A 23120-nucleotide genomic window follows, 5' to 3' on the forward strand; every position below is an offset into this window, starting at 1 on the left:
GATGAGCAGCTGGGACGGCCTGACCGGCCAGGCCGACGCCGTCGAGCTGCTCAGGGCGGCCGCCTCGGCCGACCCCTCCCGGTCGGCCATGACGCACTCGTGGCTGATCACCGGCCCGCCCGGCTCCGGTCGCTCGAACCTCGCCTACGCCTTCGCGACCGCGCTGCTGTCGAGGGGCCACGACGACGAGGCGACGAGCCGTCAGGTCGACGCCCGGTCGCACCCCGACCTGGCGGTGCTCAGCACGGAGCGGATCATCATCACCATCGACGAGGTGCGGTCGCTGGTCGCGTCGTCCCAGTTCTCGCCGTCGGTCGGCCGCTACCGGGTCGTCGTCATCGAGGACGCGGACCGGATGACCGAGCGCACCAGCAACCTGCTGCTCAAGGCCCTCGAGGAACCGCCGCCCCGCACGGTGTGGATCCTCTGTGCCCCGAGCGAGGCCGACCTCATCCCCACCATCCGCTCCCGGGTGCGCAGCATCCGCCTCCGCACGCCGAGCGTGGCCGACGTGGCCGACCTGCTCGTGCGTCGCGACGGCATCGACCGCGAGACCGCCGTGACGGCGGCGCGCGAGGCGCAGAGCCACATCGGCATGGCGCTCCGCCTGGCGACCGACCAAGAGGCGCGCGAGCGTCGCCGACGGACGCTCGAGGCCGCGCTCGCCATCCGCAGCGTGTCCGACGCGGTGAACGCTGCGACGACGATGCTGGCCGTGGCCGGCGACGACGCCAAGGCCATCACCGAGCAGCGCGACGCCCAGGAGCGTGCCAGCGCGCTCCGCTCCCTCGGCGTCGAGCCCGGAGGAACGGTGCCCCCGGCTCTCCGCAGCCAGCTCCGCGCGCTGGAGGACGACCAGAAGCGCCGGGCGACCCGGAGCCTGCGCGACGGCATCGACCGGATCCTCGTCGACCTGCTGTCGCTCTACCGTGACGTCCTCCTGCTCCACCTCGGCGTGGGCGAGGAGCCGATCAACCAGGCCGTGCGCGGTCGGCTCGACGAGGCCACGGCGGCCTCGTCGCCCGCGAGCACGCTCGCCGTCATGGACGCGATCGCCGTCGCCCGTCGGCGGATCGAGTCGAACGTCGCCCCCGCGCTGGCTCTCGAGGCCATGCTGGTGGCCGTCAGCCGACACGCGGTCAGGTGAGGCAAGATGGCGGCATGACCGACCCGACTGCCGCCCCGGGCCTGCGTGAGCGCAAGCGCCTGGCCACCCGACGGGCCATCCAGCTCTCCGTCCTCGACCTGATCGGCGAGGAGGGACTCGAGGCCGTCACCGTCGACATGATCAGCCGCCGTGCCGACGTGTCGCCCCGCACGTTCTTCAACTACTTCACGTCGAAAGAAGAGGCGGTCGTCGGCGACCTGCCGGACCTGCCCGAGGGCGAGTCGCTCGACCGGTTCCTCGGCGCGCACGACGAGCCGATCATCGACGGTCTCATCCGCCTCCTCGACGAGGCGGTCGTGACGGCGACCTTCGACCGCGACCTGGTGCAGCGCCGACGCATGGTGCTCCGCAGCCATCCCGACCTGCTCGCCCGCCGGATCGCCTCCACCCGCGTGCTCGAGGACCGCCTCACCGGCATCGTCGCCCGCCGGCTGGCCACCGCCCCCGGCCGCGCGGACGACGCCACGGAGGAATCCGACCTCAGCAGCGCCCACCTGCTCACCCTCGTGGCCATCGCCGCGCTCCGGCACGCCTGGGGCGAGTGGATCGACGACGACGACGCCGACCACGCGACGGACCACCGTTACGGGCTCCGCGCCCGCATGGAGGCGTCGTTCGCCGAGCTCGGCCGCGTCGTGACGCGACAGGTCTGAGAATCCGCTACAGTGGGTGATCGTGCCGCGAGGCACGGGTTCTCGATCTGATCGAGATCCGCCGCTTTAGCTCAGTCGGCAGAGCGTCTCACTCGTAATGAGAAGGTCTGGGGTTCGATTCCCCAAAGCGGCTCCGAAGAAGGCCCCGATCCCCGCCGGATCGGGGCCTTCACCGTTCCCGGCACCGCGCCTACACCGTTCCCGGCTCCGCGACGCCGCGCGCTGCCTGGTAGACAGGTCGCATGAGCATCCGATGGGGAATCCTCGGCGCCGGCGGCATCGCCGACACCTTCGTGAACGACCTGACGACGGCAGGGATCACGGTCGCGGCCGTCGGATCACGTGACGCCGACAAGGCCCGGCGCTTCGTCGACGACCACGGCATCGCCACCGCGCACGGCAGCTACGACGACCTCGTCGCCGATCCGGAGGTCGACGCGGTCTACGTCGCGACGCCGCACGTCTTCCACGAGCAGAACGCGCTCCTCGCGATCCGGGCGGGCAAGCACGTCCTCGTCGAGAAGCCGTTCACCGTGACCGCCGACGAGGCCGGGCGGGTGTTGACCGCGGCTCGCGAGGCGGGCGTCGTCGCACTCGAGGCGATGTGGACCCGCTACCTGCCGCAGCAGGTCCGGCTCCGCGAGGTCGTCCGCAGCGGGGTGATCGGCGAGCCGCGCCTCCTCACGGCCGCCCACATGCAGTCGCTGCCGACCGATCCGCGGCACCGCCTCAACGACCCGGCACTCGGCGGCGGCGCCCTGCTCGACCTCGGCGTCTACCCGGTCTCGTTCGCCCACGACCTGCTCGGCCCGGTCGGCGCCGTCGCGGCGACGGCCGTGCTCAGCGACCAGGGCGTCGACGTGCGCACGGGCATCACCCTCCGCCACGAGAACGGTGCGACGTCGAACCTGTTCTGCGCGCTCGACACCGCGGGGCGCAACGACGCCGTCCTGCACGGCAGCGCGGGTCGCATCGAGATCGACCACACCTTCTACGCCCCTGGCGGGTTCACCGTCGTCGATGCGGGCGGCGAGGTCGTCGAGCGGTTCGACTCGGACGAGGGCGACCTGCGCGGCATGCACCACCAGGCCCTCGAGCTGGCCCGCCTGGTCGAGGCAGGCGACCTCGAGAGCCCCGCCCTCACCTCCGACGGGATCGTGGCCGTGATGGCCACCATGGACGAGGTCCGCCGCCAGGTCGGCGTCCACTACCCCGAGCGCTGAGCCGAGCGCCGAGCCGGCCGGATGGGCCCGAGAGCCGAGGAGGCGCGGGCGCGGCCCCCGGAGGAGGCACGCGTTTCGTAGGATGTCCTGGATGAGCGAGCAGGACGCGACCCCCGACGACCGTCCCTCCGACGACGGCGCCCCCGAGGTGACGGCGGAGGGAGACCGGACGCGAGATGTGCGCGCGTCGGTCGCGCGCCTCCTGCGGGAGCACCCGCGCACCGCTCTCGTGACCGCCGGCGTCCTCGCGTTCGCCCTGCTCGGCGGCGGCGCGGTCGCCGCCGGGGCCGCGACCGCCCCCGACGCCTCGTCCGGGTCGAGCGCGCTGGCCGACGCCGACGCCGATGCGGACCCCGCAGTCGGACCGACCGACGTCGTCACCGTCACGCCCGACCCGACCGTGGCACCCGACCCGCAGCGGGCCGCCCCCGCGGTCGTCCCGCCCGCGACGAAGCTGCGGACCTGCTCGGTGGCCGCCGCCGCCTCCGACCCTCGCCTCGCGCAGTTCGAGGGGTCGGTGGTCGACGCCGCGACGGGCGAGGTCCTCTTCGACCGGAACGGCTCGACCCCGGCCCGGACCGGCAGCGTGCTCAAGACCCTGACGAGCGCCGTCGCGCTCTCCGTCCTCGGCGGCGACCACCGGCTCACGACCACGGTGACCGGCGATCCGGGCAGCGGGAGCGTCGCCCTCGTGGGCGGCGGCGACGCGACCCTCAGCGCGACGGGCCGCAGCGTGTACTCGGGCGCCCCGACGCTCGCCGACCTCGCGGGGCAGGTCGCCGCCTCCCTCGGCGGACAGCCGGTCTCGCAGATCACGCTCGACGCCACCTGGTGGAGCCAGGCCGACAGGTGGGACCCGTCCTGGAAGCGGACCGAGCAGACGATCGGCTACCACAGCGAGGTCACGGCGCTGATGGTCGACGGCGACCGTGCCGACCCGTCGGCGAACACGAGCCCGCGCAGCACCGACCCGGTCGGGCGTGCGGGCGAGGCGTTCCGCTCCGCGCTCGTCGCGGCGGGCGTCCCGGGCGCCGCCTCGGCGTCGATCTCCCAGGGCACGGCGAGCAGCACGACCGTGCTCGGCTCCGTCCAGTCGCAGCCCGTCTCGACCCTGATCGGCCAGATGCTGCCGAACTCGGACAACACGCTGGCCGAGATGCTGGCTCGGGCCTCGTCGCGGGTGTCCGGGGCGGACGGGTCCGCCGCCTCCTTGACGGCCCTGTACCGGTCGGCGCTCGGCGGCACCTACGGGCTCGACACGTCGGCGATCACGATCGTGGACGGCTCGGGGCTGAGCGAGGACAACGCGGTTGCGTCGACCTTCGTGGCGCGGCTGATGATCCAGGTGCGCGACCGCGCGCACGGCCTGGGCACGGTCTACGACGCCCTGCCGATCTCGGGCCGCACGGGCACGCTCGCCTCCCGCTTCACGGGCTCGAACGCCGACGCCCGCGGCGCCGTCCACGCCAAGACCGGCTGGATCGACACCGCGTACACGCTCGCCGGCTCGATCGACTCGGCGGACGGCACGCCCCTGACCTTCGCGTTCTACGCGATCGGCCCGGTGCAGGACAACGCCCGCAGCGCGCTCGACACCCTCACGGCCTCGGTGTGGCGCTGCGGCGGCTCGCTCGCGAACACCTGACCCGACCAGCACCAGCACCGAACCAGCACCAGAGCACAGAGGGAGGATGGGAGCATGACCACCGCGCTCTTCGTCATCGACGTCCAGAACGACTTCACCGAGGGAGGCGCCCTCGCCGTCACCGGGGGCGCGAGCGTCGCCGCCCGGGTGACGGAGCACCTCCGAACGGACCGTGCCCGGTACGACGTCGTCGTCGCGAGCCGCGACTGGCACGACGACCAGGGCGACAACGGCGGACACTTCTCGGCCGAGCCGGACTACGTCGACAGCTGGCCGCCGCACTGCGTGCGGGGCACGGCGGGCGCCGAGTACCACCCCGACCTCGACGTCTCGCTCGTCGACGAGCACGTGCGGAAGGGAACGGGAACTCCGGCCTACTCGATCTTCGAGGCCGCCACCGAGTCGGGAGAGTCGCTCGTCGACCTCGTGGCACGGCACGGCGTCACCGACGTCGACGTCGTGGGCCTGGCCACCGACCACTGCGTCCGGGCGTCGGCCCTCGACGCGGCGCGGGCGGGGCTCCACGTCAGGGTCCTGACCGACCTCGTCGCCGGGGTCGCCGAGGGGCCGAGCGCGGCCGCCCTCGACGAGCTGCGCGCGGCCGGCGTCGAGACGGCGCGCTCGTGAGCGCCGCCGACGAGGTCCGCGTCCTGGCGGCGGTGCCGACCGGCCTGCACGTCGACGGCGAGTGGGCCCCGGCGGCCTCGGGCCGCACCTTCGACGTGCACGACCCGTCGACCGGCGAGGTCATCGCGACGGTCGCCGACGCCGACGCGTCCGACGGCCTCCGCGCCCTCGACGCCGCCGTCGCGGCCCAGGCCGCCTGGGCGGCCACACCGCCCCGTACCCGCTCCGACATCCTGCGGCGGGCGTTCGACCTGCTGCGTGAGCGCGCCGACGACCTCGCCCTGCTCATGACGCTCGAGATGGGCAAGCCGCTCGTGGAGTCGCGCGGCGAGGTCGCCTACGGCTCGGAGTTCGTCCGCTGGGCCAGCGAGGAGGCGGTCCGCGTCTCCGGCCGCTACGGCACGAACCCCGAGGGCACCGGCCGGACGATCGTGCTGAAGCGCCCCGTGGGCCCGTGCCTGCTCATCACGCCCTGGAACTTCCCCCTCGCGATGGCGACGCGCAAGATCGCGCCCGCCCTCGCGGCCGGCTGCACCGTCGTGGTCAAGCCCGCCGACCTGACCCCGCTCACCACCCTCGCCCTCGTCGGCATCCTCACCGAGGCCGGGGTGCCGCGCGGCGTGGTCAACGTGGTGACGACGACCTCGGCCGGCGACGTCTGCGAGCCCCTGATCCGCGACCCGCGCCTCCGCAAGCTCAGCTTCACGGGCTCGACGCCGGTCGGCTCGACCCTGCTCGCCCAGGCGTCCGAGCGCGTGCTCCGCACCTCGATGGAGCTCGGCGGCAACGCGCCGTTCCTGGTCTTCGACGACGCGGACCTCGACGCCGCCGTCGAGGGCGCCCTGCTCGCCAAGTTCCGCAACGTCGGGCAGGCCTGCACCGCCGCCAACCGGTTCCTCGTGCACGAGGACGTCGCGGACGAGTTCGTCCGCAGGGTGACCGAGCGCGTCGCGGCGATGACGCTCGGCCGCGGCACAGACGACGGGGTCGACGTCGGCCCCCTGATCGACGACCGGGCCGTCGACAAGGCCGAGCGCCTCGTCGAGGACGCCGTCGCGCGCGGCGCCGTCGTGCGGACGGGCGGCGCGCGCGTCGACGGCACGGGCACGTTCTACGAGGCGACCGTCCTCGACGGGGTGCGGCCGGGCAGCGAGCTGCTCACGACCGAGATCTTCGGCCCCGTGCTCGCCGTCTCCACCTTCGCCGACGAGGAGGAGGCGGTGCGGAAGGCGAACGACACCGAGTTCGGTCTCGTGGCCTACGCCTTCACGCGCGACCTGGCACGCGGCCAGCGGCTGGCGGAGACCCTCGAGACCGGCATGCTCGGGCTCAACGTCGGCGTCGTGTCGAACGCCTCGGCGCCGTTCGGCGGCGTCAAGGCGTCCGGCCTCGGCCGCGAGGGCGGCCTGGAGGGCATCCAGGAGTACCTGGAGACCGTGTACCTGATGACCCCCGACCCCTTCGCCGCATGAGCGCCGCCGCAGGGCAGCAGCCGCGTGAGGTCGGCCGGCCCCGCCTCAGGGTCGGGATCGTCGGCTACGGCCTCGCCGGCCGGGTGTTCCACGCTCCGCTCGTGGCGGCGGACGACTCGTACGAGCTGGCCGCCGTCGTCACGCGCGACGGCGACCGTGCCGAGCAGGCCCGCACGTCGCACCCCGGGGTCGAGGTCGTCCCGCAGGCGGGTGACCTCGACGCCCTCGGACTCGACCTGGTGATCGTCGCGACGCCGAACGCGACGCACGCCGAGGTGGCCGCGGACGCGCTGCGCGCCGGGTCCGCGGTCGTCGTCGACAAGCCCGTCGCGACCACCGCCTCCTCGGCCCGTGAACTGATCGAGCTCGCCGAGTCGCTCGGGCGGACGCTGACGGTGTACCAGAACCGTCGGTGGGACGGCGACTTCCTCACGGCGTCGCGGCTCGTGCGGGACGGCACGCTGGGCGACGTCCACAGCTTCGAGTCGCGCTTCGAGCCCTGGAAGACCGCCAACCGCGCCGGCTGGAAGTCGTCGGCGACGGCCGCGGAGGGCGGGGGCGTCCTGTTCGACCTCGGCCCGCACCTGGTCGACCAGGCGCTGCACCTGTTCGGACCGGTGCTCGACGTGCACGCCGAGATCGCGCGGCGACGCCCGTCAGGAGCCGCCGACGACGACGTCTTCGTCTCGCTGCGACACGAGAACGGGGTCCGCTCGCGACTCTGGATGAGCCACGTCGACGCGCAGCCCGGCCCCCGCCTCCGGGTGCTCGGCACGTCGGGGGCGTACGTCGTCGACGGGCTCGACCCGCAGGAGGCGCAGCTCGCCTCGGGCACGTCGCCCCGCGATCCCGGGTACGGTCGCGTCCCCGACGAGCGCCACGGCCTGGTCGGCATCGGGGGCGATGCCCGGCGCGAGCCGACCGACCAGGGGCGCTACCCGCTGTTCTACGAGCAGCTCGCCCGTGCGCTCCGGGGGACGGGACCCGTGCCGGTCGACCCCCGCGACTCGCTGGCGGCGCTCGAGGTCATCGAGGCGGCGCGGGAGTCCGCGGGACCGGCCTGACGCGGAGCGCCTTAGAGTTCCCTCGGCTCCGGCTCCGGCTCCGGCTCCGGCTGCGGCTACGGCTACGGCTCGCCCTGGCTCCGGGTCAGAGGCGCGTCTCCCAGTCGACACGCGCCAGGACGGCCGCGGCGTCGACCTCGGCCAGGGAGCCGGGCGACCAGCGCGGCGCCCTGTCCTTGTCGACCACGCGGGCGCGGATGCCCTCGACCAGGTCGGGCGAGTCCGCGAGTGCGGTGACGAGCCCCAGCTCCTGGCCGAGAACCGCCTCGAGGTCGGGCAGCCCGCGCGCCCGACGCTGTGCGGCCAGCGTGAGCACGACGGAGGTGGGCGAGGCGGCCTCGAGGTCGTCCGCCGCCCCGCCTGCCGCGGCGACCCCGTCCTGCTCGAGTTCACGGAGCCGTGCGAGCACCCGTCCGGCGTCGTCGCCCCGGTAGGCGTCGTCGATCCAGCTGCGGTCGACGGCGAGCGCCGCCGGGGGAGGCTCGACAGCGAGTGCCCTGACCGCGTCGGGTCCGCCCGTGGCGAGCGCGTCCAGCACGAGGTCGCCGCCGGGCTCCCCCTCCTGCTCGACGAGGACGTCGGCGAAGCCCGTGAGCAGGGCGTCGGAGGCGGTCATCGCCGTGCCCGTGAGCGCCAGGTGGGTGCCCAGCTCGCCGGGCGCCCGCGAGAGCAGGTAGCTGCCGCCCGCGTCGGGCGTGAGCCCGATCAGCGTCTCGGGCATGCCGACCCGGCTCCGCGGCGTCACGACCCGGAGCGAGACGTGGCCGCCGAGCCCGACTCCCGCCCCCATGGCGATGCCGTCGAGGTACGAGACGACCGGCCGGTGCCAGCGGGCGAGGCGGAGGGCACCGCGGTACTCCCGGCGCCACATGGCGACGCTGCGGGCAGGGTCGGCGGTCGCGTCCCGGTGGATCGCCGTGATGTCGCCGCCGGCGCAGAACCCCCGGGGGCCCGCGCCCCGCAGCAGCAGGCTCTCGACCGCGTCGTCGTCCTGCCAGGCGTCCAGCGCCTGCTCGATCAGGCCGAGCATGCCCTCGGTCACCGCGTTGATCTTGCCGGGCCGGTTCAGCGTCACCACGCCCACGCCCCGGTCGACGTGGAACAGGACCTCGGGCTCGCGGGCGTCGTCGCTCATGCCGCCAGGCTAGGCGAACGAGCGGCCCGGCGACACGGCGCCCGGCGACACGGCGCCCGGCGATCTGGCGACCTGGCGCCTCGGGCGGCAGGGGTCAGACGAGCAGCTGGTGCTTCGCGAGGTCCTTGTAGAGAGGCGTGCTCTCGACCAGCTCGGAGTGCGTCCCGACGCCGACGACCCGGCCGTCGTCGACGACGACGATCTGGTCGCTGTCCACGACGGTCGAGAGCCGGTGCGCGATCACGATGAGGGTCCGGCCCTCGGCGACGGCGTCGATGGCCTCGCGGAGGCGCTGCTCGTTCAGCCCGTCGAGGCTCGACGTCGACTCGTCGAGCAGCAGCAGCGGGGGCGCCGAGAGCAGCGTGCGGGCGATCGCGAGCCGCTGGCGCTCGCCGCCCGAGAGCAGCACGCCGTCCTCGCCGACCTGGGCGTCGAGGCCGAGCTCGCCGCGCTCGAGCACGGCGGTGAGGTTGACCGCTTCGAGCACCCGGCGGCAGTCGTCGTCCGTGGCCTCGGGCGAGCCGAGCGTGAGGTTGTCTCGCAGCGTGCCCGCCAGCACGGCGGCGTCCTGCTCGACGTAGCCGATCTGCGCGCGCAGGTCGACGCGGTCGAGGGCGCGCACGTCGACCCCGCCGAGCCGGACCACGCCGGAGGTGGGGTCGTAGAAGCGCTCGATCAGGGCCAGGATCGTGCTCTTGCCTGCCCCGGACGGGCCGACCAGGGCGGTGCGCTTGCCCACGGGAGCCGAGAACGAGACGCCGCGGAGCACGGTGAGGTCGTCGTCGACGCCCTCGCGCGCCTCCTTCGCGGCGGTCGTGCCGTCGGGGGCGGGAGGCGAGTCCGGGTAGCGGAAGTGCACGTCGTCGAAGCGGATCGCTGCCTCCGTCTCGACCCTGGCGTCGCCGCCGAGGCTCGCCGCGACCGCCTCGTCGCCCTCGGTCTCGCGGGGCAGGTCGAGGATCTCCTGGATGCGGCCGAGCGCGCCGAGCGCCTGGTTGACGCTGAGCACGGCACCCATCGCCTGGCCGAGCGGCATGATCATGAGGAACAGGAAGAGGATGAACGACACGAGCGAGGCGATGTCGATCGTGCCGTTCGCGACGCGGAACCCGCCGACTCCGAGCACGACGAGGAACGACGCCTGCAGGGCGACGGAGGCGATGGGCACGACGAGCGCCGAGATGCGCGCGACCTCGAGGCCACGCTGGTACGCGCCCTCGGCGTCGGCCTGGACGCCGACGATCTCGCGCTCGGTGGCTCCGCTGGCCCGGATGGTCCGCACCGAGCTGATCGACCGCTCGACGGCGGCGGTCAGGTCGCCCACCTTCTCCTGTGCGCGCCGGCTCGCGACGCGGATGCGGCCCGAGAGCAGCACGACGACCGTCACCGAGACGGCCACCACGAGCACGGTGAGGCCGAGCAGCACGGGGTCGATCAGGAACATGCCGACCAGGGCGCCGACGAAGGTCAGCGAGCCGCCGATCGCCTCGACGAGGCCCTGGGTCAGGACGGCCCGCAGCAGCGTCGTGTCGCTGCCGACGCGCGACACGAGGTCGCCGGTGCGGCGACGATCGAACTCGCTGACGGGGAGGTGCAGCAGGCTCGAGACGAGGCGCCGGCGGCTCGAGAGAACCACGCCCTCGCCGGTGCGCTGCAGGAGGTAGTGCTGGAACCCGCTGAGCAGGCCGGCCACGACGACGAGGGCGACGAGGGCCCAGACGAGTCGGCCGAGCGTCTCGCCCTGCTGCACGAGCGTGATCACCTGGCTGACGAGGAGGGGCTGGCCGAGCGAGGCGGCGGCGCCCAGCACGCTGAGCACGATGATGACGACCATCACCTTCTTGTGCTCGAACAGGTAGGGGAGCAGCTGGCGGAAGGTGGCCCTCGGCCCGTCCGCCTCTCGCCGACGCGATCGTCCGCGTCGTGCGGGGGCGGGGGCGGGTGCAGGCGCAGGTGCAGCTGCGGGCGCAGGTGCAGCTGCAGGTGTGGCTACGGGGGACGACGCGGATCGAGTGCTCGGGCCGGAGCGGCTCGTGTCGGAGCTCATGGTGCCTCTCGGGGAAGGTCGTGGCTGATCGCCTCGACCACGGTACTTCGTCCGGTCTCCCGTCACCTGCGCCTGCGCTGGGACCCCGCCGCGTCAGCCCGCCCGGTCAGCCCGCAGAGGCGCCGCGTCAGCCCGCCGCGTCGTACTGCACGTGCTTCGTCTCGCGGCTGAGGATCAGCGCCACGAGCGTGAGCACGGCCATGGACGACAGGTAGAGGCCGACCAGCCAGGTGCTGCCGCCCGCCGCCTGCCAGAGCGCGACCGCGATGAACGGCGCGACGGCCGCGCCGAGGATGCTCGCGACGTTGTAGCTGATCGCCGAGCCCGTGTAGCGCACGCTCGTCGGGAACAGCTCGGGCAGCACGGCGCCCATCGGGCCGAAGGTGAGCCCCATGAGGGTGAACCCGACGATCAGCAGGGCCTGCGCGCCGAGCGCCCCGGCCGCGAAGAACGGCGCGAACAGGAACCCGAAGACGAGGATCGCGCTCGTCACGACGATGAGCAGGGCGCGGCGGCCGAAGCGCTCGGCCAGCGGGCCCGACACGAGCGTGAAGATGCCGAAGAACACGCAGCCGAAGATGAGCATCAGCAGGAACTGCGTGCGGTCGATGCCGAGCCCAGGAGCCTCGCCCGACGCCTCTGCGGTGCCGTAGGTCAGCGTGAAGGTCGTCATCAGGTAGAAGAGCGTGTAGGTCGCGAGCATGATGAACGTGCCGAGCACGAGCGGGCGCCAGCTCGTCGTGAACACCCGGGCGAGCGGCAGCTTCGCGACGTTGCCCGAGTCGACCACGGCCTGGAACGCCGGGGTCTCGATCAGCGTGAAGCGCACGTAGAGGCCGATGATCACGAGCAGGGCGCTCGCGAGGAACGGCACGCGCCAGCCCCAGCTCAGGAACTGCTCGTCGGTGAGGTTCGCGTTCAGGGCGATGAACACCAGGTTCGCGATGATGAAGCCGATCGGGGCGCCGAGCTGCGGGAACGTGCCCCAGATCGCGCGACGGCCGGCCGGCGCGTTCTCGGTCGCGAGCAGCGCGGCGCCGCTCCACTCGCCGCCGAGCCCGAGGCCCTGGCAGAAGCGCAGCACGACCAGGCACGCGGGCCCGGCCACGGCCCAGCCGGGCGTCGTGCCGGCCGGGATGCAGCCGATCAGCACCGTCGCCAGGCCCATGGTGAGCAGCGAGGCGACGAGGGTGCCCTTGCGGCCGATGCGGTCGCCGAAGTGGCCGAAGACGATCGAGCCGACGGGGCGCGCGATGAACGCGACCCCGAAGACCGCGAAGGAGGCGAGCCTCGCGACGGCCGGGTCGTCGTTCGCGAAGAAGACGGTCGGGAACACCAGCACGGCCGCCGTCGCGTAGACGTAGAAGTCGTAGAACTCGATGGAGGTGCCGACGAGGCTCGCGAGGACGACGCGCGAGCGCTTGTTGACGGGCGGGGCGGGGGGCGTCGACGAGGCGACGGTGCTGCGGGACATGCGGACTCCGGTGCGGCGAGGAGCGGACGAGTGGCGGCGGCCGGGGCGACGTCCGGAGCCAGGTGGGCTCGACGGGGTCGCAGGCGGAGATCCTGCCCCGGGAGATCGGCGGGGCGTGCGGTGCCGTGGTGCGTGGTGAAGGTGGCCGCTCGTGACAGCCCTCGTCCATCCTACGTCGCAGCGGGTGGTGCTGCTGCCCGTGTCGGTCAGGCGTCGCCGTGCAGCTGCCCCGGCAGCTCGTGGCCCATGCGGTCACGCTTGGTGTCGAGGTAGCCCTCGTTGAAGGCGCCCACGCCGACCACGAGCGGCACCGACTCGAGCACCTCTATCCCGTGCTGCACGAGCTGCCGTCGCTTCTCGGGGTTGTTGCTCAGCAGCCGGACCGACGTGACGCCGAGGTCGCGAAGCATGTCGGCGGCGGCGCCGTACTGGCGTGAGTCGGCGGGCAGCCCGAGTGCCAGGTTGGCGTCGAGCGTGTCGAGGCCGTCCTCCTGCAGGCGGTAGGCCCGGAGCTTGTTGATCAGGCCGATGCCGCGGCCCTCGTGGCCGCGCAGGTAGACGACGACGCCGCCGTGGTCGCGGATCGTGTCGAGCGCGGCGTCGAGCTGGGGGCCGCACTCGCACTTGAGCGACCCGAACGCCTCGCCGGTCAGGCACTCGGAGTGCACCCGCACGAGCGCCCCGTCGGAGGGGGCGGCGCCGTCGGGCCCGGAGGCGACGATCGCGATGTGGTCGGCGCCGGTCTCGACGTCGGTGTACGCGCGCATCCGGAACGTGCCGTGCGAGGTGGGGACGGTGGTCTCGACCTCGAAGGTCACGTGGGAGTCGGGGGAGGCGGGTGCCGGGTCGGGCAGAGGGGCGTCGGTCATGAGGTGCTCCGGGTGTCGTCGCGGGCCACGACCAGCAGGTCGGTGCCGAGCAGGGTGACGTCGGCGACGCGCAGGCGTCGCTGGTCGTCGATGGTGGCGACGCCGAGGTCGTCGAGTGCGGTGCGCGCGCCGCCGAGCAGCGTCGGGGCGAGGTAGACGAGGTAGTCGTCGGCGAGGCCGGCGCGGACGAAGGCGGAGGCCACGGTCGGGCCGCCCTCGACGAGCACGCTCCGGACGCCGAGCCGCCACAGCTCGTCGAGCGCGGCCGCGGGGTCGTGCCCCGCCACCTGCACGAGGTCGCGCGGGTGGCTCCGCAGGCGGGCGGCGGCGGGCACGGCGCGGTCCCCGACGACGACGGGGACCGGCTGGTCGGCGAGCAGCTCGCCGGCGTCGCCCCGGGCCGTGAGGCTCGGGTCGTCGGCGAGGACGGTGCCCGTGCCCACGAGGATCGCGTCGTGGGCGGCGCGCACTTCGTGCACGTGCTGCCGGGCGGCCGTGCCCGTGATCCAGCGGCTCGTGCCGTCGGCAGCGGCGGCCCGGCCGTCGAGGCTCGACGCCCACTTGACCGTCACGAACGGACGGCCGTGCCGCACCGGCACCAGCCAGTGGCGCACCAGCTCGGTCGCCTCGTCGACGAGCAGGCCCCGCTCGACCGCGACGCCGGCCTCGAGGAGGCGCGCGCCGCCTCCTGAGGACCGCTCGCCCGGGTCGTCGACCGCGTACACCACGCGGGTCACGCCCGCCTCGATCAGCGCGGTGCTGCACGGGCCGGTGCGGCCGGTGTGGTCGCACGGCTCCAGCGTGACCACCGCGGTCAGGCCTGTGGCGTCGCCGTCGCGGAGCTGGGCCAGGGCGTCGATCTCGGCGTGCGGGGTGCCCGCGCCGCGGTGCCAGCCCTCGGCGGCCGTGCTGCCGTCGGGCCGGAGGAGCACGCAGCCCACCTGGGGGTTGGCTCCGCGGGCGGGTCCCCTCGCGGCCAGCTCGAGCGCTCGTTGCATGGCACGGGTGAGTGACTCGGCGTCGTCGCGGCCGTCGGAGGGAACGTCTGGGGTGTTCGGGTCCGTCACGAGTCCTCCGGGCGGCGGGGCGTGCCCGGCGTCTCCGGGGCACTGTCGTCAACGTCGGCAGGGCGTAGCCATTCCCGCGGGGGCTCGCCGGCCCCGCCCGTCAGGTCGGGCCAGCCCTGCTTCGGGAAGCGCTCGTCGACGGGGCGCAGCCGCGCCTTCCAGCAGAGGGGGCGTCCGCCGTCGCGGTCGGGCTGCGTGCCGGGCCCGACACCCGTGTAGGTGAAGCCGGTGCGGCGAGCGACCGCGGCAGAGGCGTCGTTGCCGACGTAGCCCTCCCAGTGCAGCTGGTCGAGGCCCCCGTCGCCCAGCGCCCAGTCGGCGACGAGGCGCACCGCCGCCGTCATCAGGCCGCGGCCCCGGGCCGCGGGCGTCGTCCAGAAGCCGATGTCGCGGGTGCGCATCCGCACGCTCACGACGCCGAGCAGCAGCGACGATCCGGGCCCGCGCAGGCCCCAGGTCGCCTCCCGGCCGGTCGCCCACCCGTGGTCCACGATGCGCTCGAGGAAGAACCGGGCGTCCGCCGGCGCGTAGGGCCGGGGCACCGTCGTGAAGCGCTGCAGCACAGGGTCCTGACAGGCCTCGACGATCGCCTCGACGTCGGCCGCACCGGGCACCTCGAGACGGACCGCCGACGACTCGAGAACGAACGGCTGCACGATCAGGCCCTGCGGACGAACCCGATGCGGTCGTACACGGTGTCGAGCGTCGCCTGCGCGACGGCGTCGGCGCGCTCGGCGTTGCCGGCGAGCACGCGGTCGAGCTCGGCAGGGTCGTCGAGCAGCTCGAGCGTCCGCGCGCGGATCGGGGTGAACGTCTCGACCACGACCTCGGCCACGTCCTTCTTGAGGTCGCCGTAGCCCCGTCCTGCGTACTGCTCCTCAAGAGCGTCGACGGAGGTGCCGGAGAAGGCGGAGAGGATCGTGAGCAGGTTCGACACGCCCGCCTTGGCGCCGCGGTCGAAGCGGATCTCGCGCTCGGCGTCGGTGACCGCCGACTTGATCTTCTTCGCCGTGCGCGACGGCTCGTCGAGCATCCAGACGATGCCGGAGTCGGTCGCGGCCGACTTGCTCATCTTCGACTCGGGCGTCTGCAGGTCGTAGATGCGCGCGGTCTCCTTGAGGATCGCTGCCTCGGGCACGACGAAGGTCTGGCCGTACCGGGAGTTGAAGCGCCCGGCCAGGTCACGGGTCAGCTCGACGTGCTGGCGCTGGTCGTCGCCGACCGGCACCGACTCGGCCTGGTAGAGCAGGATGTCGGCCGCCATCAGCGTCGGGTACGCGAAGAGCCCGAGGGTGGCGGCGTCGGCGCCCTGCTTGGCGGACTTGTCCTTGAACTGGGTCATGCGGCTCGCCTCGCCGAAGCCCGTCAGCGTGTTGAGCACCCAGGCCAGCTGGGCGTGCGCGGGCACGTGAGACTGGATGAAGAGGGTCGACCGCTCGGGGTCGATGCCCGCGGCGATGTACTGCGCCGCGGTGCGGCGGGTCTGCTCACGGAGCGTCGCCGGATCCTGCGGCACGGTGATGGCGTGCATGTCGACGACGCAGAAGAGGGCGTCGTGGCTCGACTGCAGCTCGCGCCACTGGAGCAGCGCGCCGACGTAGTTGCCGACGTGCAGGGAGTCGGAGGTCGGCTGCATGCCGGAGAAGAGACGGGGCCGGGCGTCGGCGCGGGCGGGAGCGGTGCTGGCGGGGGCGGTGCTGGTCATGGTGTCCTCGGGAGAGAGCCGGGGAGGACCCGGCGTCGGCGGTGCAGGTCAGATGTCGTAGTCGACGACGACGGGCGCGTGGTCCGACCAGCGCTTGTCGTACGAGGCGGCGCGGTCGACGACCAGGCCGGAGGCGCGCTCGGCGAGGGCGGGCGTCGCGACGTGGTAGTCGATCCGCCAGCCGGTGTCGTTGTCGAAGGCCTGTCCGCGCCAGGACCACCACGAGTACGGCCCCTCGACCTCGCCGGCGAGGCGACGGCCGACGTCCACCCAGCCGAGGCCGGTGCCGCCCTCGCCGTCCGCGGTCTCGACGTGCTCGCCCGCGGGGCCGAAGAAGCGGTCGAAGTAGGCGCGTTCGCGCGGCAGGAACCCGGCGCGCTTGACGTTGCCCTTCCAGTTCTTGATGTCGAGCTCACGGTGCCCGACGTTCAGGTCGCCCGTCACGACGGCGAGCTCGGAGTGCTCGGCGAGCTGGGGCAGCCGCTCGCTCATCGCGTCGAGGAACTTCCACTTCTCGTCCTGCTTGTCGGTGCCGACCTCGCCCGAGTGGACGTAGGTGCTGACGACTGTGACGATCGTGCCGTCGACGTCGTAGTCGGCCTCGATCCAGCGACCGGCGCTGTCGAAGTCGTCGGCGCCGAGCTCGACGCGGTGGATCTGGGCGGCGCCCCGGGAGGCGATGGCGACGCCTGCCCGCCCCTTGGCCGTGGCCGGGTGGTGCAGCACGTTCCACTCGGGGCCGAGCAGGCCCTCGAGGTCCTCGGTCGTGGCCCGCACCTCCTGCAGGGTGAGGACGTCGACCCCGCGGTCGGCCAGCCACTCGCCCATGCCCTTGCGGTACGCGGCACGGATGCCGTTGACGTTGACCGAGGCGAGACGCAGACGAGAACCCATGGCAGAGAGACTAGCGGCGGCCCGGGCGGCGGAGGGCCTCCGGCAGCCTCGAGGCCAGGGCGTGCAGCCGCTCGGCCGCGCGCGTCCTGCGGGAGCCGGGCCGCGCCTCCTCGGCCAGCCGTGCCTCCTCGAGCAGCCGCAGCCGCTCCGCCTCGGCGTGGGGGTCGGCCAGCACGCCGATGTCGTCCATGCCGACGGCGATCCAGCCCGCGGCGAGCAGCAGCACCTGGCAGAGCAGGTTGATGACGAGCAGCAGCCCGACGATCGCGGCGAACGACGCCAGCAGGGGGTTCGAGCCGGCGGCCCGCAGCAGGGTGCCGCCGACGAAGGTGATGAGGACGAAGCCGGCACCGCCGATCGCCGAGCCGGCGAGGAGGCGGCGGGCGGGGATGTGCAGGCCGGCCAGCACCCGGAACAGCACGGCGAGCACGGCCGTGTCGAACACGAACACGAGCACGAGCCCGACGAGGCGCAGCAGGGCCACGGAGGCGTCGGAGTCGGTGGACAGGCCGACGAGCCGGAGGCCCCAGGTCACGGCCGTGGTGCTCAGGAGCGAGATCGACGCGGACACCAGCACCGTCGCGCCGAAGGCCAGCGCGAGGACGAGGTCACGGGCGATCAGCCGGAGGAGCGGCGTCGCGGGCTGCGGCGCCCGGAACACGGTGCGGACCGAGTCGCGCATGCTCCCGAAGAGCCTGATCGACGAGAAGAGCAGGCCGACGAGGGCGACCGTGCCGGTCCAGCCGAAGACGGAGGCGTTCATCAGCGCGCCGGGCTCGACGACGCCCGCGCCGGTGTCGTCCTTGATGACGCCGGGCACCGCCGACTGGATGAAGGTGATCAGCTCGTCGCGCACCACCTCGTTGCCCGCCACGACGAAGCCCGCCACGCTGAAGCCGACCCAGAGCGCGGAGAAGAGGGCGAACAGCGCCTGGTACGTGAGGCCGGCGGCCAGCAGAGGGCCCTTCTGCACGACGTGCCGGCCGACGACGCGGACGGCCCTCGACGACGCGAGGCGCGCCCCGGCGGCCCGGGCAGAGGAGGAGGGGGCGCGGGGGTCCGGGACGGCGTCGCCGCGCTCGGTGTCGTCGGGGCGGCGGCGCATGGACCCAGGGTACGGGGGCGTGCACGGGCCGCCCGCCACCGCTCGCGTACGATGTCGCTGACCCCGCGGCGCCGCCGATCAGCGTGCCCGCCGCAGACACCGCGAGCACGAAGAGGTACACAGTGGCACTACAGGGCGTTGGCGTCGGACGTGGAGTGGCCGTCGGCCCCGTCCTGAGGATGCCCGAGCCGCTTCCCGAGCCCGGCACCGAGGGGCGCACCGCGGACGCCGCCGTCGAGTCGGCCGCCGTCGCCACCGCGCTCGCCGCCGTCGCCTCCGACCTCGCCGCGCGGGGCGAGAAGGCAGGAGGCGAGGCGAAGGACGTGCTGGACGCCCAGGCCCTGATGGCCCAGGACCCGACCCTCGTGGAGGACGTCGACCAGCGCATCGCCGACGGCTCCACGGGCGAGCGCGCGGTCTTCGAGGCCTTCGCGGCCTTCCAGGAGATGCTCGTCGGCATGGGCGGCTACATGGCCGAGCGCGCGACCGACCTGGGCGACGTCGCCCAGCGCGTCATCGCCTCGCTGCGCGGCGTCGCGGCTCCCGGCGTTCCCGAGAGCGACACCCCGTTCGTGCTGGTCGCCCCCGACCTGGCGCCGGCCGACACGGCCCTGCTCGACCTCGAGAAGGTGCTGGCCCTGATCACTCGCGACGGCGGCCCGACCTCGCACACCGCCATCCTCGCGCGCTCGAAGTCCATCCCTGCGATCGTCGGCGTCACCGGCGCGCTCGACCTCGCCGACGGCACCGTCGTCGTCGCCGACGCCGCCACCGGCGTCGTCACCGTCGACCCGTCGGCCGCCGAGGTCGCCGACGCCGAGCAGCGGATCGCCGACCGCGCCGCCGCGGCCGCCGCGCCCCTCACCGACGGCGCGCTCGCCGACGGCCACACGGTGCCCCTGCTCGCGAACCTCGGCTCGCCCGACGAGGCCGCGGGCGCCGTCGCGCTCGGCGCCGAGGGCGTCGGCCTGTTCCGCACCGAGTTCCTGTTCCTCGGCAACAGCACCGCCCCGACCGTCGAGAGCCAGACCGCCAGCTACACGGCGCTTCTCGAGGCGTTCCCCGGCCGCAAGGTCGTCGTGCGTGCGCTCGACGCCGGCGCGGACAAGCCCCTCAGCTTCCTCAACGACGCCCACGAGGAGAATCCCGCTCTCGGCCTGCGCGGGCTGCGGGCGCTCCGCGTCAAGGAGCAGATCCTCCGCGACCAGCTCAGCGCGCTCGCCGCGGCGCAGGCCGCGACCACGGCCGACCTCTGGGTCATGGCGCCCATGGTCAGCGACGCAGAAGAGACGGAGTACTTCGTGTCGCTCGGCCGCGAGCTCGGGCTCAAGACCGTCGGCGTGATGGCCGAGGTGCCGTCGCTCGCCGTGCTGGCCGACCAGATCTTCGCCTCGGCCGACTTCGTCAGCGTCGGCACCAACGACCTGACGCAGTACACCCTCGCCGCCGACCGCATGCTCGGCTCCGTCGCCAGCTACCAGGACCCGTGGCACCCGGCCGTGCTCCGCCTGGTCAAGGTCCTCGGCGACGCCGGAGCGGCCGCGGGCAAGCCCGTCGGGATCTGCGGCGAGGCCGCGGCCGACCCGCTGCTCGCCGTCGTGCTCGTCGGCCTCGGCGCGACCACGCTGTCGATGACGCCCGCGGCGCTCGCCGACGTCCGCCTCGAGCTGGGGAACCACACGCTCGAGCAGGCACGCGCCCTGGCGACCGCGGCGATCGCGGCGACCACCGCCTCCGGCGCGCGCGAGGCGGCCGAGGCCGTCGCCGCCGGCTGACGTCGGCTGAGGAGGGGGATGCAGGACGAGACGGCCTCCGTGCGTCGCGGGCGTCGGTCGCCGTGAGCGGGGGGATCGTGGGGGAGGGGGCGGCGTCCCGCGAGGGCGCCGCCTCCCGGGAGGTCTGGCCCGATCAGGAGGCCCAGCTCGTCCTCGTCCGCCGGCACGGCGGAGAGGTCGTGGCGCTCGACCGCGACCGCCTCGAGTTCCGCACCTCCTCCGACCGGCACGTGGTCGAACGGACCGGCTCGGGCTGGCGGCTGTCGTCCGGTCCTCACGGGCAGGTGCCTGAGCCCGTCCTGACGACCCCCGACCCGGCCTACCTGCAGCGTCTCCTGCTCGGGCCGGTCATCGCGTCACGACGCCTCGGCCTGGGCTACCCGGAGCCCTGGCTCCCCACGGCTGCCGACGACGACGTCGGCGGCGGCTTCGACGTCCGTCGCGGCGGGCCCGACGGCGCCGTCCTCCTGGTGGACCGCCGTGACGGCACCGCCGTGCGCTTCGACGGCGCGCTGGCCGAGGAGCGCGCCGTCCAGGCGAGCTGGACGGCGCGTGTGGCGTGGCGCGACCTGCTCGAGGTCGCCGAGCACCGTGACGCCGCCCGGCGGCTCGGGGTGCCAGGAGCTCCCGGAGCGCCCGCGGACGAGGCGAGCCGGCACGAGGCGAGCCGGGACGAGGCGAGCCGGGACGAGGCGAGCATCGGCGACGGCGCGGCCTCCGCTCTGCTCCCCGTCCCCGCGTCGGTGGTCGGGATCGTCGACCTGCCCGGGTGGGACGCCGTGTGGCGGTCGGTGGCGGGGCACCTCGCCGTCGTCGTCGACTCCGGGACGGCGAGGGAGCTCGCCGCCATGACCCCGGCAGACCGCGGCTGGGAGGCCGACCCCCTCACCGAGGGCGTCTGGGACGCCGTCTGGACGGAGCAGGTGCGACCGCTCGACGGCGCGGGCGTCGTCGCCCTCTGGGCGCCGTGGGCCCGCGCGACCGGTCGTGACCTCGCCGCCGGCGACGCCGTCGATCCGTCGTCGCGGCCCGACGCGCCCGACGCTCCGCTCGACGCCGTGCTCCAGGACCTGGGCGACGTCGTCGACGTGCTGGTCGAGGCGGCCCTCGAGGTGCGGATGGCGGCGACGGGAGGCGGCGGGGCCCTCGAGGCCGCCGGCGCGGGCGCCGTCGCCGCTGCGGTCGCGGTCGTCCCCCGGGCCCGAGCGGCCGACCACGACACCCGCGCACTGGTGGCGGCCCTCGCCGAGCGCGGCCGCATGCGAGTCGTCGACGAGCCGGGTGCCGAGCTCGCGGTGGGCAACGGCGACACGGGGTTCCAGGTCGTCGTCTCGGCCCGTGGCGCGGACGTGGCCAGCACGGAGCGGGGCACGTCTCGTGTCCGTGCCGCGGCGGGCACCCTGGACCTTGCCCTCAGGGTGCTCCTCTGGGAACTGCGAGTCCCCGTGCGGGCCGCACTCGGACTGCCCCGGATCGCCCTGGTCGACGACGTCGGCCAGGTCCCGTCCGACGTCGACGTCGAGCTCGAGGAGCGGACGACGATCCTGTCCTGGGAGACGGGCGGCACGGTCGAGCGGGTCGCCTTCGTCGGGTCGGGGCACCGTCGGTCGGCCGTCGGCTTCTCCCGTGTCGCACACCGAGACGCCGCGGAGATCGTCGCGCTCGTGCTGGAGCCGGGACCGGCTCCCGTGACGGGACCGGCGCCCGCGACGGGGGCGGCGCCCGCGACGGGACCGGCGCCCGCGACTGCACCTGCCGCGGCCACGGCGCCCTCGCCCGCGCCCGCCTCAGCTCCGACACCGCCGCTCGCACCCGCACAGGGCGTCGTCGTCGCGGGCACGGGCCGACGCGCTGCCGGGTTCATGGTCGACGCGGTGCTCTCTGTCGTCGTCCTCTACGGCGCGTTGTTCGCCGCCGCCGCGCTGGTCCCGGACAGAGCCGTCCAGACGACCGTCGTGCCCGCGGCGTTCGTCACCGCCGAGCTGCTGTGGCTCTGCGGGCTGGCCGTCGCCGTGGGCAGGTCGGGGAGGACGCCGGGCAAGGCCCTGCTCGGCCTGCAGGTCGTCAGCGCCGACGAGCCCGGCCGGGTGATCGGGATCGGCAGGGCGTTCGTCCGGGGCCTCGTCGTCGTGCCGCTCGGCCTCCTCTGGCCCTGGCTCCTGCTCCTGCTGCTGTCTGCCACGACCCTCGACCGGTCGGGCAGGGGGAGGGGCTGGCACGACCGGGCTGCCCACAGCCAGGTGGTCGACGTGCGGCGGGGCCTCAGGTGAGGACGGCCCGCAGGTGCTCGGCGACGATCGCGTCGATGACTCCGGCGACGGCCGCCTCGACTGCCGGGACGACCTCGGGGGAGGCGACGCGCGCCTCCTCGAGGCCCAGCTCGGGGTCGACCGACTCGACCGCGTCCACGGCCGGCAGCACGCCGGCGTCGACGGCTTCGGCGTGCAGCCGGAGGAGCGTCGCGACACGGTGGGGCGCGATGACGTCGAGCACCACGGCGTCGCGCACGCGGAGCGCGACGTGCCCGAGCGTGAGCTCCGGGGCGTCGGACTCGTCGGCGGGCGTGGCCTCGGGCGACGACGCCACGGGGGAGGCCGCGGTCTGCTGCGCGATGCTCGCGAGCACCCCCGGCCAGCCCCAGCGGTCGGCCAGGCCGGCGAGCGAGGCGGGAAGGATCGCCGCGGGCGTGGTGGTCGCGGCGGGGGCGGCAGGCGACCCGGAGGCGGTCGGCGCGGTCGGGGCGGCAGGCGTGACGCCCTCGGGCAGCCACTCGGGCCGGTACTTCTCCGCACGCGGGAAGCGCTCGAGGTCGGCGGCGTAGTCCGCGTCCGACGGGACGACGTCGTCGCCCGTCGCCTCGAACGGCGAGGCGGCGTCGTCGAACACCCGGCGCTCGCCGTTGAAGCGGGCGGTGAACGAGCCGTCGGACGAGAGGGTCAGCACGAGCGAGAACCAGGTGCCGCGCTCGGGATCGGCCATCGCCTCGCGGAGCTGCGTGCCGAGGGCCGCCACGTCGGGGGTCGCGAGGTCCTGCTTCGCGCTGCCGGCCGCGTCGAGCGCGTCGACCCAGGTCCGGCTGACGTCGCCGACCTGGAGGAGGAAGAGCGTCGCCTCCGCCCAGTCGACGTCGGCCATCGACTCGGCGACACGGGCGGCGATCTGGTTCTGCAGGTCCTGCTGTCGGGCGACGTCCACGT

At 74.3% G+C, this 23120-nt stretch carries 18 protein-coding genes, 1 tRNA gene and 1 pseudogene; 10 read left to right on the top strand and 10 right to left on the bottom strand.

Annotated features, from left to right (window positions below; translation table 11 throughout):
* Nucleotide 1: 1 nt before the first annotated feature.
* The 8 genes from ES689_RS01675 to ES689_RS01710 all read left to right on the top strand — a co-directional run bounded on the left by ES689_RS01675 (nt 2) and on the right by ES689_RS01710 (nt 7852).
* The gene (locus tag ES689_RS01675; protein ID WP_146899335.1) at nt 2–1147 is read left to right on the top strand and encodes a DNA polymerase III subunit delta'; all 1146 of its coding nucleotides are present in this window, start codon (nt 2–4) and stop codon (nt 1145–1147) included.
* 14 nt (nt 1148–1161) lie between these two features.
* The gene (locus tag ES689_RS01680) at nt 1162–1821 is read left to right on the top strand and encodes a TetR/AcrR family transcriptional regulator (protein ID WP_146899339.1); all 660 of its coding nucleotides are present in this window, start codon (nt 1162–1164) and stop codon (nt 1819–1821) included.
* Nucleotides 1822–1881: 60 nt separating this feature from the next.
* Nucleotides 1882–1954, top strand: a tRNA-Thr gene (locus ES689_RS01685).
* A gap of 109 nt (nt 1955–2063) precedes the next feature.
* Nucleotides 2064–3044 carry a Gfo/Idh/MocA family protein gene (locus ES689_RS01690; protein ID WP_146899342.1) on the top strand — a complete coding sequence of 327 codons (981 nt, stop codon included), beginning with the start codon at nt 2064–2066 and terminating at the stop codon, nt 3042–3044.
* Nucleotides 3045–3135: 91 nt separating this feature from the next.
* Nucleotides 3136–4689, top strand: coding sequence for a D-alanyl-D-alanine carboxypeptidase/D-alanyl-D-alanine-endopeptidase (gene dacB / locus ES689_RS01695; RefSeq protein WP_146899345.1), 1554 nt, complete (start codon nt 3136–3138; stop codon nt 4687–4689).
* A gap of 54 nt (nt 4690–4743) precedes the next feature.
* On the top strand, nt 4744–5316 hold the full coding sequence (locus ES689_RS01700) for an isochorismatase family protein (RefSeq protein ID WP_146899348.1): 573 nt from the start codon (nt 4744–4746) through the stop codon (nt 5314–5316).
* Nucleotides 5313–6788 carry an NAD-dependent succinate-semialdehyde dehydrogenase gene (locus ES689_RS01705; RefSeq protein WP_146899351.1) on the top strand — a complete coding sequence of 492 codons (1476 nt, stop codon included), beginning with the start codon at nt 5313–5315 and terminating at the stop codon, nt 6786–6788. The genes ES689_RS01700 and ES689_RS01705 overlap by 4 nt, the downstream gene beginning before the upstream one ends.
* Nucleotides 6785–7852: a Gfo/Idh/MocA family oxidoreductase gene (locus ES689_RS01710; RefSeq protein ID WP_146899354.1), complete on the top strand. Its 1068-nt coding sequence runs from the start codon at nt 6785–6787 to the stop codon at nt 7850–7852. Before ES689_RS01705 ends, ES689_RS01710 begins: the two co-directional genes overlap by 4 nt.
* Before the next feature lie 85 nt (nt 7853–7937).
* Here the strand turns inward: ES689_RS01710 and ES689_RS01715 are convergent, their stop codons facing one another.
* The 9 genes and pseudogenes from ES689_RS01715 to ES689_RS01755 all read right to left on the bottom strand — a co-directional run bounded on the left by ES689_RS01715 (nt 7938) and on the right by ES689_RS01755 (nt 18148).
* A complete protein-coding gene (locus ES689_RS01715; RefSeq protein ID WP_146899357.1) occupies nt 7938–8987 on the bottom strand; it encodes a 3-hydroxyisobutyryl-CoA hydrolase in 1050 nt (349 codons plus the stop codon).
* 94 nt (nt 8988–9081) lie between these two features.
* Nucleotides 9082–11034: an ABC transporter ATP-binding protein gene (locus ES689_RS01720; RefSeq protein ID WP_146899360.1), complete on the bottom strand. Its 1953-nt coding sequence runs from the start codon at nt 11032–11034 to the stop codon at nt 9082–9084.
* A gap of 127 nt (nt 11035–11161) precedes the next feature.
* Nucleotides 11162–12508, bottom strand: coding sequence for an MFS transporter (locus ES689_RS01725; RefSeq protein ID WP_146899363.1), 1347 nt, complete (start codon nt 12506–12508; stop codon nt 11162–11164).
* 206 nt (nt 12509–12714) lie between these two features.
* Nucleotides 12715–13356 (bottom strand): annotated as a pseudogene (gene ribA / locus ES689_RS01730) (GTP cyclohydrolase II); the annotation flags it as partial.
* Between the two features lie 17 nt (nt 13357–13373).
* Nucleotides 13374–14375, bottom strand: coding sequence for a bifunctional diaminohydroxyphosphoribosylaminopyrimidine deaminase/5-amino-6-(5-phosphoribosylamino)uracil reductase RibD (gene ribD / locus ES689_RS01735; protein ID WP_146901674.1), 1002 nt, complete (start codon nt 14373–14375; stop codon nt 13374–13376).
* Between the two features lie 65 nt (nt 14376–14440).
* Nucleotides 14441–15100, bottom strand: a complete 660-nt coding sequence (locus ES689_RS01740) for a GNAT family N-acetyltransferase (RefSeq protein WP_191330126.1) — start codon at nt 15098–15100, stop codon at nt 14441–14443.
* Between the two features lie 2 nt (nt 15101–15102).
* A complete protein-coding gene (trpS, locus tag ES689_RS01745; protein WP_146899373.1) occupies nt 15103–16149 on the bottom strand; it encodes a tryptophan--tRNA ligase in 1047 nt (348 codons plus the stop codon).
* A 48-nt stretch (nt 16150–16197) separates the two neighbouring features.
* Nucleotides 16198–17043 carry an exodeoxyribonuclease III gene (locus ES689_RS01750; protein WP_146899376.1) on the bottom strand — a complete coding sequence of 282 codons (846 nt, stop codon included), beginning with the start codon at nt 17041–17043 and terminating at the stop codon, nt 16198–16200.
* Nucleotides 17044–17053: 10 nt separating this feature from the next.
* Nucleotides 17054–18148, bottom strand: coding sequence for a YihY/virulence factor BrkB family protein (locus ES689_RS01755; protein WP_146899379.1), 1095 nt, complete (start codon nt 18146–18148; stop codon nt 17054–17056).
* A gap of 122 nt (nt 18149–18270) precedes the next feature.
* On the opposite strand from ES689_RS01755, the gene ptsP reads away from it, so the two are divergent.
* A complete protein-coding gene (ptsP, locus tag ES689_RS01760) occupies nt 18271–19923 on the top strand; it encodes a phosphoenolpyruvate--protein phosphotransferase (protein WP_146899382.1) in 1653 nt (550 codons plus the stop codon).
* 62 nt (nt 19924–19985) lie between these two features.
* Nucleotides 19986–22193 (top strand): RDD family protein, encoded by a 2208-nt coding sequence (locus tag ES689_RS01765; RefSeq protein WP_146899385.1) that lies wholly within the window; start codon nt 19986–19988, stop codon nt 22191–22193.
* Here ES689_RS01765 and ES689_RS01770 read toward each other — a convergent pair.
* Entirely contained in the window at nt 22186–23118 is a 933-nt protein-coding gene (locus ES689_RS01770; protein ID WP_146899388.1) for a hypothetical protein, read from the bottom strand. The two genes, ES689_RS01765 and ES689_RS01770, sit on opposite strands and share 8 nt — an antisense overlap.
* Between the last annotated feature and the right edge of the window lie 2 nt (nt 23119–23120).

This window comes from Frigoribacterium sp. ACAM 257 (assembly GCF_007954365.1).
Taxonomy (GTDB): Bacteria; Actinomycetota; Actinomycetes; order Actinomycetales; family Microbacteriaceae; genus Frigoribacterium.